Raw genomic sequence first — 15,548 nt, forward strand, 5'->3', positions numbered from 1 at the left:
AGGGAGCCCCATGTCCGAGCGCCCGGATGCTGCCGCCGGGGAAGACCGACGCGGTCTCGTGCGGCGGGTGGCTCCAGGACTCGCCGTACTGGCCGGCTACCACCGTTCGTGGCTGCGCGGCGACCTGCTCGCCGGTGTGACCGTCGCGGCCTATCTCGTTCCGCAGGTCATGGCCTATGCGGGCCTCGCGGGACTCCCGCCGGTCGCGGGGTTGTGGGCGATCCTTCCCTCCCTGCTGCTGTATTCCCTGCTGGGTTCGTCACGACTGCTGTCCGTCGGGCCCGAGTCGACCACCGCACTGATGACCGCCACCGTGGTGGGGCCACTCGCCGCGGGCGCCCCGGACCGGTACGCCGAGCTCGCCGCCGGGCTCGCGGTCGTGGTCGGGGCGATGTTCCTGGTGGCGTGGGTGGCGCGACTGGGCTTCCTCGCCGACCTTTTGTCACGGCCGATCCTGGTCGGCTACCTCACGGGCGTGGCGCTCATCATCATCGTCGACCAGCTCCCCAAACTGACCGGTGTCCGCACCTCGGGATCCGAGTTCTTTCCTCAGTTGCTCTCCTTCGTGAGGAACCTGGGAGAGGCCCATCCCGCCACGGTGATCTTCTCCGCGGCGGCGATCGCCTTCCTCTTCGCGGTCGCGCGGTTCTTCCCCCGTATCCCGGGCCCTTTGCTGGCCCTGGTGCTCGGCACGGCGGCCGTCGCGGTCTTCGGCCTGGAGGACCACGGCATCGCCGTCATCGGCGCGGTACCGGCCGGGCTGCCCCGCCCTGGCCTGCCGACGCCGGGCGACCTGCCGCAACTGGTACTGCCGGCGATCGGCGTGCTCCTGGTCGGTTACACCGACGTCATCCTCACCGCGCGCGCCTTCGCGTCTCGCGGCGACGAACTCGACCCCAACCAGGAGCTGTCGGCTCTGGGGGCCGCGAACCTGGGCGCGGGCGTGCTGCACGGCTTCCCGGTGAGCAGCAGCGCCAGTCGTACCGCGCTCGCGCACTCGGCAGGGGGCCGCAGCCAGGCCTACTCGCTCGTCGCGGGCGCGGTGGTCCTCGCCGTGCTGCTGTTCCTCAGCCCGCTCCTCGCGCACACGCCGTCGACCGTGCTGGGTGCCCTGGTCGTCTATGCCGGGGTCCGCATGATGGATCTGGCCGGGTTCCGGCGGCTGGCCGCCTTCCGGCGCCGGGAGTTGCTACTGGCCTTGGGCTGTCTGGTCGGAGTGCTGACCCTGGACATCCTGTACGGCGTGCTCGTGGCGGTCGGGCTGTCCGTCGCGGAGCTGCTCACCCGGGTGGCCCGCCCGCACGACGCGGTCGAGGGTCTGGTGCCGGGCCTGGCCGGGATGCACGACGTGGACGACTATCCGCAGGCCCGCACGGTCCCCGGACTGCTTGTCTACCGCTACGACTCGCCCCTGTTCTTCGCCAATGCCGAGGACTTCAAACGGCGGGCGCTGGCGGCCGTCGACCGACACGAAGGTGCTGTCGACTGGTTCGTCCTCAACACCGAGGCCATCGTCGAGGTGGACATCACCGCGCTCGACGCGGTCGACGCCCTGCGCCAGGACCTCGAACAGCGTCACATCGTCTTCGCGCTCGCCCGAGTCAAGCAGGACCTGCGCGACGACCTCGACGCCTTCGGGCTGACCGAGGCCATCGGCACCGACCGGATCTTCCCGACCCTGCCCACGGCCCGGGCCGCGTACCGGGAGTGGCTCCGACGCGGCGGCCGTCACGGGGCGAGGGAGAAGTAGTTCTCCTCCTCCTGCGTGAAGTGCAGGCGCAGCACGCTGTGCAGGCCGTACAGACAGGCGCGCAGGTCGTCGAGTTGTTCGGGGCGCGGTGCGCCGTCGGTCCCGCTGAGCGCGAGGTGCGTGGCTATGCGTCCGGCGAGGCGCTCGATCTCTGCGTGGGCGCGGCTCATGGTGGCGGTGGTCTCGGGGCCTCCGAGCGAGGAGGCGAGGGCCGGGTAGAGCTGGTGCTCTTCGGCGTACTCGTGGGGCAGCAGCTGCTCGGTGAGCAGGCGGTGCACCTCGTGTACCGATGCGAGGGCCGCGGGCCCTGGAGTGTTCGAGAGCTGGTCGGCGGCGCCTCGTACGGCTTCGAGGACCTCCTGCAGGTCGTCGTGCTCGGCGGCGAAGCGGTGGATGAGGGCCTCCGTGGTGGGCTCCAGGGCAGGCCGGCTCTTCCGGCCGGCGCGCAGGGCGCGCAGCGCGTTGAGGATGACGGCGACGTCGATGCCCTCCTGGAGCAGTGCACCAGGGGCCGGCGGCAGCATGCCCAAGGCGGCCACGGCCATCGCGGCGAGCGACATCAGCATGCCGCCGAGCGCGCTCTGCACCGCGATGCGCCGGGCCCGTACGGCGATGGTGACGGCGTCGGCGAGGCGCTCCACCCGATCGGTGGTCAGCACGATGTCCGCGGCTTGGGCGGAGGCGCTGGAGCCGCGGGCCCCCATGGCGACGCCGATGTCCGCGGCGGCGAGGGCGGGGGCGTCGTTGACGCCGTCACCGACCATGACGGTCACGGCGCGGGCGCGTTCGGCGCGTACGGCCGCGACCTTGTCGGCGGGGGTGAGGTGGGCGTGGACGGCGTCGAGGCCGAGCACCATGGCCACTTCGCGGGCGGGTTCCGTGCGGTCGCCGGTGAGCATCACCAGCCGTCGGATGCCCGCCGCGCGCAGTCGGCGCAGGGTCCGGGGAGCGTCGGGGCGCAGTGGGTCGCGCAGCAGTACGGCGCCGGCGAGGCGGCCGTCGGCGGTCAGCCAGGCGACGGCCGCGCCGTCGAGCACGGCACGGTTGTCGACGGCGCGTGCCCAGGTCGGGTCCCCCGCGCCGACGCCGTGGCGGCCGACGGCGAGGTGGTGGCCCTCGACGGTGCCGGTGGCCCCCAGGCCGGGCTCCTCGGTGACGTCCACGGGCATGGAGAGTTCCAGACCCCGCGCCTGGGCGGCGTCGACCAGGGCATGAGCCAGGACGTGCGGTGAGAGCTGATCGAGCGAGGCCGCCAGCCGCAGGACCTCCGACGGCTTCCGGCCCGGTGCGGCGACGACGTCGAGCACCCGTGGGCGGCCGGACGTCAGGGTGCCGGTCTTGTCCAACAGCAGGGTGTGGGCCCGGCCGAGGCTCTCCAGGGCGCCGCCGTCGCGGACGACCACGCCGTAGCGGGAGGCCCGGGACAGGCCGGAGACGATCGCCACGGGCGCGGCGAGCAGCAGCGGGCACGGGGTGGCGACCACCAGGACCGCGACGGCCCGCACCGCGGAACCGCTGACCCACCAGGCCAGGCCCGCCACAGCCACCGACAGCGGCAGGAACCAGGCGGCGTACCGGTCCGCGAGCCGGACCACGGGCGCGGACTCGGCACCGGCCTGCTGCGCCAGCCGGACGATCTCCGCATAGGTGCTGTCCTGCTCGGTGGCGGTGGCCCGCAGCTCGAACGCGCCGCCCGCGTTGACCACTCCGCTGCGCACCCGCTCGCCGTCGGCACGCTCGACCTGCTGGGTCTCCCCGGTGAGCACCGACTCGTCGAGCACGGCCGTGGCGCCGACGACCCGACCGTCGACCGGGACCACCTCGCCCGGACCGACGACCACCAGGTCACCGAGCGCGACCTCGGCGAGAGACACCTCCCTGACCACGTCGAGGGTCCGGACGCGGGCGGAGCGCGGCGCATGTTCCAGCAGCGCGCGCAGATCGTGCGAGGCGCGCCGCTGGGCCGCGGCCTCCAGAGTCCGTCCGGAGGCCAGCATGAGCGCGATCAGTGCCCCGGCCAGGTACTCCCGCACCGCCAGGGTCCCGCCGAGTGCCAGGACCGCGATGAGATCCACGCCAGCGTGTCCCCGTTGCAGCGCGGCCAGTACCCAGATGACGGCGGGCACGACAGCGATCACGGTGCCCAGACCCCAGCACAGGTCGGCGATGTCGGGCGCACCGGCGAGCCAGGCGATGCCACCGGCGGTCAGGGCGCCGGCGGTGGCCGCCAGCAGCAATGGTTCGAAGCGTCGGCCGGAGAGCAGGGTGGCGGGGCGGCGGAACAGTTCCCACGGGATGCGCCGGTCCATGGTGTGCCCTCGAATCTCGCGGCGGGTGCTTGCTGATGCCCTCCCTCTCCATCACACCGCTGAGACCGCACGTTCGGCAGGGGACGAACGGCCCCCGTCCGCGCGACCGTGCGGACAGGTGAGCCACGACGTGGGGCGACTGCCAGGGGCCGCTTGCGCGCCCAGTGCCGCCGAGATCCCGTACGGCAAGCCCAACAGCCCCCGCAGGCAGGGCCGTTCGGCCCCCCGGTCGCGGCCCTTCGGCACCCGGTGCCGCCCGTCCCGCGCCACCAGAGTGGTCGCTGTCGGGCACTGGTCCGACACTCTCCGATTCCCCGAAGGGATCACCACCATGGCCGTGCACGAGCACCCTCACCGGAGCCCGGGGTTCCACCTGCCGTCCTTCCGCAGGAACCGGGCCGCGTCCACCTCTGAGTCCGCCGTGTCGGCGAGCACCGACACGCACACCCTGCGGGCCTACTCCTTCGCCTCGCTGCGTCTGCTGACCGGATTCGTCTTCCTGTGGGCCTTCCTCGACAAGACCTTCGGGTTCGGCTACGCCACCCCCTCCGGCAAGGGCTGGATCGACGGCGGTTCGCCGACCAAGGGCTTCCTCAGCGGCGTCGCCGCAGGGCCGATGGAGTCCACCTTCCACTCCTGGGCGGGCGACACCTGGGCGGACTGGCTGTTCATGGCCGGACTCCTCGGCATCGGGCTCGCCCTGATCGGCGGGATCGCGCTGCGCCTGGCCGCGGTGGCGGGCACCGCGATGATGGCGCTGATGTGGGTCGCCGAGTGGCCGCCCGCCAAGCACCTGTCCGACGGCACGGCGAGCATGTCCACCAACCCGTTCGCGGACTACCACCTCGTCTACGCCGTCGTCCTCATCGCGCTGGCACTGGCCGCCGCCGGCGACACCCTGGGCGTCGGCAAGCTCTGGGCCAAGCTGCCGGTCGTCCGTGACCACGGCTGGCTGCGCTGAGCGCGGAAGGGAGGGCGGCACCCGGAAAGGGCCGCCCTCCCACGCCCGCCCCGCGGGTCCATAGGGCCGATCGGCCCCTTCCGGGGACCTGCGGCCCCTGCACCGCGAACCCCCCACGACACGACGCTGGAACCGGGTCCTCGCGGTCCCGGTTCAGGAGGTGGAGAGCATGCCCCGCACCGTCACCGTAGGTCTCGACGGCTCGCCCGAGAGTCGTGCCGCCGCCGACTGGGCGGCCCGTGAGGCGAAGCTGCGCGGACTGCCGTTGAAGCTGGTCAACGTCTGGGAGCCCGTACCGGAGCCGATCGCCCAGGCCCCGCTGCTCGGCCCCGAGACCCACCAGCACTGGAGCGAGCGGATACCGCGTGAAGCGGCCGAGGAACTGCGGGCGGCCCACCCGGAGGTCGACGTGCTCATCAAGCACGTCACCGGCCGACCGGCCGAGGTACTGACCGACGCCGCGAAGGACGCCGAACCGCTGGTGCTCGGATCCCGTGGCCTGAGCGGCGTGGGTGGATTCATGGTCGGCTCCGTCGGCCTGGCCGTGGTGGCGCACGCCGAGTGTCCGGTCGTCCTCGTACGGGCCGAAGGAGACACCTCAGGCACCGGCTCCACCGTCCCGCCCTCCCGGCCCGTCGTGCTCGGCCTCGACACCAGGGCTCCTGACGACACCCTGATCGGCTTCGCCTTCGAGGCGGCCGTCCTGCACGGCGCCTCCCTGCGCGTCGTCCACGGCTGGAACGAGCCGCCCTACATCGCGTACGGCCTGCCCCCGGACCTGGAACTGAACGCCCGGCTCGGCGCGGAGGAGGCCGCCGCCGTGAGCGAGGTGCTACGGCCGTGGCGGCAGAAGTTCCCGACGGTGGACGTCGTCGAGGACTCCCTGTCCGGGAAGGCGGCCAACCGCCTCGTGGACGCCTCCGCGGAGGCCTCCCTGGTCGTCGTCGGCCGCCGTATCCGCCGTTCCCCGCTCGGCGCCCACATCGGACCCATCACCCACGCCGTACTGCACCACGCCACCGCCCCCGTCGCCGTGGTCCCGCACGACTGACGCCCGGCACGACTGATCACCCGGCACGACTCACCACCAGACACGCTTCACCATCCGAGGAGAGACCCCCATGAAAGCGGCAGTCGTACGAGCGTTCGGTGAACCCCTCGTCATAGAGGAGCGCCCCGACCCCGAGCCCGGCCCCGGCCAGGTCCGCATCCGGGTGGAGGCCTCCGGGCTGTGCCACACCGACATCCACGCCGCGCACGGCGACTGGCCGGTGAAGCCGAACCCGCCCTTCGTCCCCGGCCACGAGGGCGTGGGGCTCGTCGAGGCGCTCGGCGACGGTGTCACGCACCTCACGCTCGGCCAGCGTGTCGCGGTGCCCTGGCTCGGCTCGGCCTGTGGACGGTGCGAGCACTGCCTGTCCGGCTGGGAGACGCTCTGCGAGCAGCAGGTCAACACCGGATACGGGTGCGACGGCGGCTACGCCGAGAAGATGCTCGCCCGGGCCGACTTCGCCCAGCCGGTGCCCGACGGGATCTCCCCGCTCGACGCCGCCCCGCTCACCTGCGCCGGGGTCACGACGTACAAGGCGCTCAAGGTCGCCGGTGTCGGCCCCGCTCAGCTGGTCGCGATCTCGGGCGTCGGCGGACTGGGTCATCTGGCGGTCCAGTACGCGAAGATCGCCGGGGCGACGGTGGCGGCGATCGACGTCACCGACGAGAAACTCGAACTCGCCTCGGAACTCGGCGCCGACTTCGTCATCGACGCCCGCACGCACGACCCGGCCGAGGTGCTCAAGCGGTTCGGCGGCGCGCACGCGGCGATCGCGCTCGCGGTGAACGAGGCCGCGTTCGCCGCCGTGTACGGAGGACTCCGGCGCGGCGGGAAGCTCGTGATGGTGGCACTGCCCGCGCACGGGACGATCCAGGTCCCGATCTTCGACACCGTACTGAACGGCACGTCGGTGATCGGCTCGATCGTGGGCACCCGGCAGGACCTGGCCGAGGTCTTCGAGCTGCACGCGGCGGGCCGCACCCGGGTCATCCGTGAGTCCCGGCCCCTCGTCTCCGTCAACGAGTCCATCGACGCGGTGCTGCACGGTCAGGTCAAGGCCCGGATCGTCTTCGACTTCGGTGAAGGACGGTGAGTGCGGTGGAGCTGCCCCTGGTCGTGGGCGTCGACGGCTCGGAGCCCAGCCTGCGCGCCGTGGACTGGGCGACGGACGAGGCCGCCCTGCGCGGCGTACCGCTGCGCCTGGTGTACGCCTCGCTGTGGGAGCGCTACGAGGGCGCCGCGCTCGCCGAGGGCGTCGGCAGGCCCGCGGAGCAGGTGATGGCCGACGACGTCGTCGAGGCCGCCGCGCGACGGGCCCACAGCCGGGCCCCCGAGGTGAAGGTCACCACTGACGTCCTGCCCGACGACGCGGCGAGCGTGCTGCTGAACGAGGCGCACACCGCCGCCGCGCTGGTCGTCGGGTCGCGCGGCCGCAGCGGTCTCGCCGAACTGCTGCTCGGCTCGGTCAGCCTCACGGTCGCCGGCCGCGCCGCCTGCCCGGTGGTCGTGCTGCGCGGCGACCAGGACAACCGGGCAGGGGCCAGGACGCACCGGCGCGTGGTCCTCGGAGTCGGCGAGGGACCGCACGGCACGGCGGCCACCCGGTTCGCCTTCGAGGAGGCCGAGGTCCGCAAGGCCACCCTGGACGCCGTACGGGCCTGGCGCTGCCCGGCGTACGAGAGCGCCGACGACCCTCTGCTCGAGGGTGAACCGGCCCGTTTGCACGAGCAGCGGGCCGCGGAGATCATGGAGTCGGCGCTGAGCAAGGCCGCGGCCGCGCATCCCGCGGTGGATCTGCACCGCAGGACCGCCGAGGGCAGCGCCCGCCGGATCCTGCTGGCCGCCTCGGACGACGCCGACCTGCTGGTCGTCGGAGTCCGGCGCCACCACGGACTCGCCGGACTCCAGCTCGGCCGGGTCGCCCACACGCTCCTGCACCACAGCGCCTGCCCGGTCGCCGTCGTACCGCAACGGGGATGAGCGACTCAGAGGGTCGCCGCGTGGTCGGGGACGTACGTCTGCAGGTCGCGCGGCGGGCGCACATAGCCCGTCGACGGCGGCCGGGGCGGCAGTTCGAGAACCGGTGGCTTCACCTCGTGGTACGGAACGGAGCCGAGCAGGTGGGCGATCATGTTCAGGCGGGCCCGACGCTTGTCGTCGCTCTCCACGATGTACCACGGAGCCTCCGAGACGTCCGTGTGCACCAGCATCTCGTCCTTGGCCCGGGAGTACGCCTCCCAGCGGGTGATCGACTCCAGGTCCATCGGCGACAGCTTCCAGCGCCGCGTCGGATCCTTCAGCCGGCGCCGGAACCGTTTCTGCTGCTCCGCGTCGCTCACCGAGAACCAGTACTTGCGCAGCAGGATCCCCTCCTCGACGAGCATCCGTTCGAAGATCGGGCACTGGCGAAGAAAGAGCTGGTGCTCCTCCTTCGTGCAGAAGCCCATGACCTGCTCGACGCCGGCGCGGTTGTACCAGCTCCGGTCGAACAGCACGATCTCCCCGGCGGCGGGCAGATGCTCGACGTACCGCTGGAAGTACCACTGGGTGCGCTGGCGCTCGGTCGGCTTGGGCAGCGCCACGGTCCGTGCGACGCGCGGGTTGAGAAGCTCCGACACCCGTTTGATCGTGCCGCCCTTGCCCGCCGCGTCCCGGCCCTCGAAGACCACCACGAGCCGGGCGCCCTCGGTACGCACCCACTCCTGAAGCTTCACCAGCTCCGTCTGCAGGCGCAGCAGCTCCCGCTCGTACGCCGCAACCGGCACCTTCGCCGTCTTCTCGCCGGCCATGCCGCCTCCTCCGCTCGATCACGCCCACCGATGCCACGCCCTGCGACACGCCTCGTGACGCACCTCGATGACTTACGGAGTCACCATGCCCAAGGCCGAACCGCCCAAGGTCGAACACCAGGACAGCACCGTACTGACCGACGAGGAACTGCGCACCCTGGACGCCCACTGGCGAGCCGCCAACTACCTTGCCGTGGGCCAGATCTACCTGCTCGCCAACCCGCTGCTGACCGAACCCCTGACCCCCGCGCACATCAAGCCGCGGCTGCTCGGCCACTGGGGCACCTCACCCGGCCTCAACCTGGTGCACACGCACCTCAACCGGGTAATCAAGGCCCGTGGTCTGGACGCGCTGTGTGTGTGGGGGCCAGGACACGGCGGGCCCGCGGTCCTCGCCAACTCCTGGCTGGAGGGGACCTACAGCGAGACGTATCCGAGCGTCTCGCGGGACGCGGCCGGCATGGAGCGGCTGTTCCGGCAGTTCTCGTTCCCCGGCGGAGTGCCCAGCCATGTCGCGCCCGAGACCCCGGGCTCGATCCACGAGGGCGGTGAGCTCGGCTACTCGCTGGCGCACGCCTACGGGGCCGCCTTCGACAACCCGGACCTGCTGGTCGCCTGCGTCATCGGTGACGGCGAGGCGGAGACGGGGCCGCTGGCCGCGTCCTGGCACTCCAACAAGTTCCTCGACCCGGTCCACGACGGCGCCGTGCTGCCGATCCTGCACCTCAACGGCTACAAGATCGCCAACCCGACCGTCCTGTCCCGGATCCCGGAGGCCGAACTCGACGAACTGCTGCGCGGCTACGGCCACGACCCGATCCACGTCGCCGGCGACGACCCGCACGAGGTCCACCGCGCGCTGGCGACCGCCTTCGACCGGGCCCTGGACAGCATCGCGCTGATGCAACGCACCGCCCGCCAGGACGGCGTGCCCGAGCGGGTCCGCTGGCCCATGATCGTGCTGCGCACCCCGAAGGGCTGGACGGGACCGGCGGAGGTCGACGGCGTGCCCGTCGAGGGCACCTGGCGCGCCCACCAGGTACCGCTGGCCGCGGTCCGTGAGAACCCGGAACACCTGCGGCAGTTGGAGACCTGGCTGCGCTCGTACCGTCCCGAGGAACTCTTCGACGCCGAGGGGCGCCCCGTCGCCGACGTCCTCGCCTGGGTGCCCGACGGCTCGAAGCGACTCGGCGCCACCCCGCACGCCAACGGCGGCCTGCTGGTCCGTGATCTGCCGATCCCCTCCCTCGACCGCTACGCCGTCCCCGTCGACAAGCCGGGCGCCACCCTGCACGAGCCCACCCGGGTCCTCGGCGACCTCCTCGAACAGGTCATGAAGGACACCTCCCACCGCCGGGACTTCCGCCTGGTGGGCCCCGACGAGACCGCCTCCAACCGGCTGGGAGCCGTCTTCGGTGCCACCGGCAAGGCCTGGCAGGCGCAGACCCTCCAGGTGGACGAGCACCTGGACCGGCACGGCCGGGTCATGGAGGTCCTCTCCGAACACCTCTGCCAGGGCTGGCTGGAGGGCTACACCCTGACCGGCAGGCACGGGCTGTTCTCCTGCTACGAGGCGTTCGTGCACATCGTCGACTCGATGGTCAACCAGCACATCAAGTGGCTCAAGACGTCGAGGGAGCTGGCGTGGCGTGCCCCGATCGCGTCCCTCAACTACCTGCTCACCTCGCACGTCTGGCGCCAGGACCACAACGGCTTCTCGCACCAGGACCCCGGCTTCGTCGACCACGTCCTCAACAAGAGCCCCGAGGTCGTACGGGTCTATCTGCCGCCGGACGCCAACACCCTGCTGTCGGTGGCGGACCACGTGCTGCGCAGCCGCGACTACGTCAACGTCGTCGTCGCGGGCAAGCAGCCCTGCTTCGACTGGCTCTCCATGGACCAGGCCCGCGACCACTGCGCCCGCGGCGCCGGGATCTGGGAGTGGGCGGGCTCGGCGAACGGGGACCGTGAACCGGACGTCGTCCTCGCCTGCGCGGGTGACGTCCCCACCCAGGAGATCCTGGCCGCCTCCGACCTGCTCCGCCGCCATCTGCCGGAGCTCGCCGTCCGCGTCGTCAACGTCGTCGACATGACCCGGCTGCTGCCGCGCGACGAACACCCGCACGGGATGCGCGACTTCGAGTACGACGGGCTGTTCACCGCCGACAAACCGGTGATCTTCGCCTACCACGGCTATCCCTGGCTGGTCCACCGGCTCGCCTACCGCCGCGCCGGCCACGCCAACCTGCACGTACGCGGCTACAAGGAGATGGGCACCACCACGACTCCGTTCGACATGGTCGTCCGCAACGACATGGACCGCTACCGCCTCGTCATGGACGTGATCGACCGCGTCCCCGGCCTCGGCGTCCGCGCCGCCGCCGTCCGCCAGCAGATGGCCGATGCCCGCACCCGCCACCACGCCTGGATCCGCGAACACGGCACCGACCTGCCCGAGGTCGCCGACTGGACCTGGACCGGCTGATCACCCACCCCACACCCCGCGATATCCCCCACCCCGCAAAGGAGTTCATCGCCATGACCGTACGCGTCGGCATCAGCGGCTTCGGCCGCATCGGCCGCACGTATCTGCGCGCGGCACTCGACCGGGCGGAGGCCGGCACCCAGGACGTCGAGGTGGTCGCCGTCAACGACATCGCGCCGCCCGCCACCCTGGCCCATCTGCTGGAGTACGACTCGACGTTCGGGCACATCGGGCGGGAGGTCCTGCACGACGACAGCTCGATCACCGTCGACGGCCGGCGCATCGCCGTCTCCGCCGAGCGTGACCCGGCGGCCCTGCAGTGGTCCGATCACGGCGCGGACATCGTCATCGAGTCCACCGGCCGCTTCCGTGACCGCGACGCCGCCGCCCTGCACCTGAAGGGCGGCGCCCACACGGTACTGCTCTCGGCGCCCGGCAAGAACGCGGACGCCACCATCGTCATGGGGGTCAACGACGACACCTACGACCCGCACAACGACCGGATCGTGTCCGCCGCCTCCTGCACCACCAACTGCGTCGCGCCCATGGTCAAGGTGCTCCACGAGGCCTTCGGCATCGAGCGCGGCGTGATGACCACCATCCACGGCTACACCAACGACCAGTCCCTGCTGGACGGCCCGCACAAGGACCTGCGCCGGGCCAGGTCGGCGGCCCTCAGCATCATCCCGACCAGCACGGGAGCCGCCCGCGCGGTCGGGCTGGTGGTACCGGAACTGGCCGGCGCCCTGGACGGCATCGCGGTGCGCGTCCCCGTCGAGGACGGCTCGCTCACCGACCTCGCGGTGGTGCTGCGGACGGCGGCGACGGCAGAGGAGATCAACACCGCCTTCGTCGAGGCGTCGGCGGGACCGCTGAACGGCATCCTCCGCGTCTCGAAGGCGCCGATCGTCTCCCGGGACGTCATCGGCGATCCCTCCTCCTGCGTCTTCGACCCGGCCCTGACCCAGGCCAACGGCACCCTGGTGAAGGTCTTCGGCTGGTACGACAACGAGTGGGGCTACACCAACCGGCTCCTCGACCTCACCGCACTGGTGGCCGACGACCGATGAACTCGGAGCGGAGCGGCACGGTCCGCGTACCCCCCGCGTTGCGGGGGACGCGGGCCGTGGTCCTCGACACCGACGGCGTCATCACGGACTCCGCGCGACTGCACGCCGCCGCGTGGAAGACGGCCTTCGACGCTTTTCTGAGCCCACGCGGCGAGCGCCCCTTCGACCCGCGCGAGGACTATCTGCGCCACGTCGACGGCAAGTCACGCCTCGACGGCGCCGCGGCCTTCCTCGAAGCCCGGGGACTGCGGCCCTCCGACGCCGAGGTCCGCGCCGTCGCCGCCGACAAGGAGCGGCTGTTCACCGAGCGGTTGCGTGCCGGGGGCGTCGACGCCTACCCGGGCACGGTCCGCCTGCTGCGTGCCCTGCGGTCCGCCGGGATCCCGCTGGCCGCCGCCTCCGCCTCCCGGCACGCGGGCGAACTCCTCGAACAGGCGGGAGTGCGCGGTCTCTTCGACGCCCTGGTGGACGGAGGGGAGGCGGCCCGGCTCGGCCTGCCCGGCAAGCCCGACCCCGCTCTCTTCCTGGAAGCGACCCGCCGCCTCGGGGTCCCCGCCGAACAGGCCGCCGTCGTGGAGGACGCCCTCGCCGGAGTCGAGGCCGGGCGACGCGGCGGATTCGGACTCGTCGTGGGCGTCGACCGCGCCCGCACCCCGGCCACCCGGACCGCTCTGAGGGAGCACGGCGCGGACCTGGTGGTCGAGGACCTCGCGGAACTGCTCACACAGACGGAGGCCTGAGAATGTCCGACTGGACCTGGGCGTACGAAGGCTACGAGCCCGCGCGGGAGCGGCTGCGCGAGGCGCTGTGCACCCTCGGCAACGGCTACTTCGCCACGCGGGGCGCGGCGCCCGAGTGCGCGGCGGACCCCGTCCACTACCCGGGGACGTACGCTGCGGGTTGCTACAACCGCCTCACCTCGGAGGTGGCCGGACGCCGGGTCGAGAACGAGGACATGGTCAACCTCCCCAACTGGCTGCCACTTCGCGTGCGCACCGCCTCCGGGAGCTGGCTCACGCCCGACACCCACAAGCTCCTCGACCACCGCCAGACCCTGGACCTGCGCGCGGGCACGCTGGAACGCACGCTGCGCTACGAGGACGAACAGGGCCGGTGCCTCGCCGTACGGCAGGTGCGCCTAGTCCACATGGCCGATCCCCATCTGGCCCTGCTGCGCACGGAGTTGACGGCTCAGGGCTGGTCCGGGGAGATCGAGGTCGAGACGGCGCTCGACGGGAGGGTCGCCAACACCGGAGTGGAGCGCTACCGCTCCCTCGCCTCCCGACACCTCACGGACGTCCGGACCGGCACCGCGGCGCCGGACACGATCTGGCTGGAGTGCCGGACCAGCGCCTCCGACATCAGGATCGGCCTGGCGGCCCGCACGGTCACCGACGTACCCGCCCAGACCGTGGACGCGCACGAGGACGCGCGGGCGGCTCGGCTGCTGCGGCTCTCCCTGGCCGACGGCAGGACGGTCACCGTCGACAAGACCGTCGCCCTGCACACCTCCCACGACCCGGCCGTCGAGGAGCCGGCGCACGCCGCCCTCGACCGGGTCGGCCGCGCTCCGGACTTCGTGACCCTGCTGGACTCCCATCGCACGGCCTGGCAACAGCTGTGGCGCAACGCCGAGTTGGACGTGCCGAACAGCGCGGGCCCGGTGCTGCGGCTGCACCTCTTCCACCTGCTCCAGACGCTCTCCCCGCACACCGCGGAGCTGGACGTCGGCGTGCCGGCGCGCGGTCTGCACGGCGAGGCCTACCGCGGACACGTCTTCTGGGACGAGCTCTTCGTCCTGCCGTACCTCAACCTGCACTTCCCCGAAGTCTCCCGCGCCCTGCTCACCTACCGCCACCGCCGCCTCGAGCAGGCCTGCCGGGCCGCGGTCGACGCCGGGCACACGGGCGCGATGTACCCGTGGCAGAGCGGCAGCGACGGCAGGGAGGAGACCCAGCAACTGCACCTCAACCCGCGCTCGGGGCGCTGGCTGCCCGACCACTCGCGGCTCCAGCACCACGTCGGCTCGGCGATCGCGTACAACGTGTGGCAGTACTGCGAGGCGAGCGGCGACACCGAGTTCCTGCACACCAAGGGCATCGAGATGCTCGTGCAGATCGCCCGCTTCTGGGCCGGCCTCGCGGCGTACGACGGGACGCTCGGGCGGTACCGGATCCGTGGCGTCGTCGGCCCCGACGAGTACCACGACGCCTACCCCGGCGCCGAGCGGCCGGGACTCGACGACAACGCGTACACCAATGTCACCGCGGCCTGGGTGATCGCCCGCACCCTCGATGTCCTCTACGACCTGCCCGAACTGCCGCGCCGGGACCTCTGCGAGCGCACCGGCCTCGACGCGGCCGAACTCGAGAACTGGCAGGAGGTCTCCCGGAAGCTGTACGTGCCCTTCCATGCCGGGGTGATCAGCCAGTTCGAGGGCTTCGGGGCACTGGAGGAGCTGGACTGGGACGGCTACCGGAGGCGCTACGGTGACATCCGGCGGCTCGACCGGATCCTGGAGGCCGAGGGCGACAGCGTCAACCGCTACCAGGCGTCCAAACAGGCGGACGCCCTGATGCTGGGCTACCTCTTCTCGCCCGCCGAGCTGGGCGGGCTCTTCCGCAGGCTGGGGCACGAGGTGGACGACACCGTCTGGCGGCGCACCGTCGACCACTACCTGCGGCGCACGAGTCACGGCTCGACGCTGAGCAGCGTGGTGCACGGGTGGGTGCTGGCGCGGGCGCGGCGCGCGGAGGCGTGGACGTTCGTGCACGAGGCCCTGGCCGGGGACGTCGCCGATCTGCAGGGCGGCACCACGGGGGAGGGCATCCACCTCGGTGCCATGGCCGGCACCCTCGATCTCGTCCAGCGCTGCCTGACCGGTCTGGAGATCAGGGGCGGCCGACTGCGGCTGGATCCGGTGCCGCTCCCTGAGTTCTCCGAGTATGGCTTCGCGATCCGCTACCGCGGCCACCGTGGGGTACAACTGCGTCTGACAGCCGATGAGTTGAGGATCGCCGTGCCCGCTTCCGGCCAGGACCCGATCAACATCGCCCTCGCGGATCGCACGGCGTCCGTGGCGCCCGGGGAATCCCGCTCCCTCAGCCTGCCTGACCGGTGACCGTACGGTTGC

11 protein-coding genes are annotated in these 15,548 nt (G+C 72.1%); 9 read left to right on the forward strand and 2 right to left on the reverse strand.

The window, feature by feature from the left end:
* Nucleotides 1-10 precede the first annotated feature (10 nt).
* Nucleotides 11-1,750, forward strand: a complete 1,740-nt coding sequence (locus tag FNV62_RS48945) for a SulP family inorganic anion transporter (RefSeq protein WP_143629843.1) — start codon at nt 11-13, stop codon at nt 1,748-1,750.
* Here the strand turns inward: FNV62_RS48945 and FNV62_RS48950 are convergent.
* Nucleotides 1,729-4,059, reverse strand: coding sequence for a heavy metal translocating P-type ATPase (locus tag FNV62_RS48950; protein ID WP_143629845.1), 2,331 nt, complete (start codon nt 4,057-4,059; stop codon nt 1,729-1,731). The two genes, FNV62_RS48945 and FNV62_RS48950, sit on opposite strands and share 22 nt — an antisense overlap.
* Before the next feature lie 331 nt (nt 4,060-4,390).
* Here FNV62_RS48950 and FNV62_RS48955 point away from each other — a divergent pair, with 331 nt between their 5' ends.
* The 4 genes from FNV62_RS48955 (at nt 4,391) to FNV62_RS48970 (ending at nt 8,051) form a co-directional block, all read left to right on the forward strand.
* On the forward strand, nt 4,391-5,020 hold the full coding sequence (locus FNV62_RS48955) for a hypothetical protein (protein WP_054232066.1): 630 nt from the start codon (nt 4,391-4,393) through the stop codon (nt 5,018-5,020).
* Between the two features lie 169 nt (nt 5,021-5,189).
* Nucleotides 5,190-6,071, forward strand: coding sequence for a universal stress protein (locus FNV62_RS48960; protein ID WP_097288134.1), 882 nt, complete (start codon nt 5,190-5,192; stop codon nt 6,069-6,071).
* 70 nt (nt 6,072-6,141) lie between these two features.
* Complete coding sequence (locus FNV62_RS48965; protein ID WP_054232064.1) at nt 6,142-7,164, forward strand: zinc-dependent alcohol dehydrogenase; 1,023 nt, start codon at nt 6,142-6,144, stop codon at nt 7,162-7,164.
* A 5-nt stretch (nt 7,165-7,169) separates the two neighbouring features.
* Nucleotides 7,170-8,051 (forward strand): universal stress protein, encoded by an 882-nt coding sequence (locus FNV62_RS48970; protein ID WP_143610568.1) that lies wholly within the window; start codon nt 7,170-7,172, stop codon nt 8,049-8,051.
* Between the two features lie 5 nt (nt 8,052-8,056).
* Here the strand turns inward: FNV62_RS48970 and ppk2 are convergent, their stop codons facing one another.
* Nucleotides 8,057-8,860, reverse strand: a complete 804-nt coding sequence (gene ppk2, locus FNV62_RS48975) for a polyphosphate kinase 2 (protein ID WP_143629847.1) — start codon at nt 8,858-8,860, stop codon at nt 8,057-8,059.
* An 85-nt stretch (nt 8,861-8,945) separates the two neighbouring features.
* On the opposite strand from ppk2, the gene FNV62_RS48980 reads away from it, so the two are divergent.
* The 4 genes from FNV62_RS48980 to FNV62_RS48995 are packed head-to-tail and all read left to right on the forward strand — an operon-like array spanning nt 8,946 to nt 15,536.
* A complete protein-coding gene (locus tag FNV62_RS48980) occupies nt 8,946-11,345 on the forward strand; it encodes a phosphoketolase (RefSeq protein WP_143604482.1) in 2,400 nt (799 codons plus the stop codon).
* A gap of 53 nt (nt 11,346-11,398) precedes the next feature.
* Nucleotides 11,399-12,415: a type I glyceraldehyde-3-phosphate dehydrogenase gene (gap, locus tag FNV62_RS48985; RefSeq protein WP_143629849.1), complete on the forward strand. Its 1,017-nt coding sequence runs from the start codon at nt 11,399-11,401 to the stop codon at nt 12,413-12,415.
* Entirely contained in the window at nt 12,412-13,155 is a 744-nt protein-coding gene (locus FNV62_RS48990; protein WP_097288139.1) for an HAD family hydrolase, read from the forward strand. Before gap ends, FNV62_RS48990 begins: the two co-directional genes overlap by 4 nt.
* A gap of 2 nt (nt 13,156-13,157) precedes the next feature.
* A complete protein-coding gene (locus FNV62_RS48995; protein ID WP_143629851.1) occupies nt 13,158-15,536 on the forward strand; it encodes a glycoside hydrolase family 65 protein in 2,379 nt (792 codons plus the stop codon).
* Nucleotides 15,537-15,548: the final 12 nt, after the last annotated feature.

The sequence above is a fragment of the Streptomyces sp. RLB3-17 genome, assembly GCF_007113425.2.
Taxonomy (GTDB): domain Bacteria; phylum Actinomycetota; class Actinomycetes; order Streptomycetales; family Streptomycetaceae; genus Streptomyces; species Streptomyces mirabilis_D.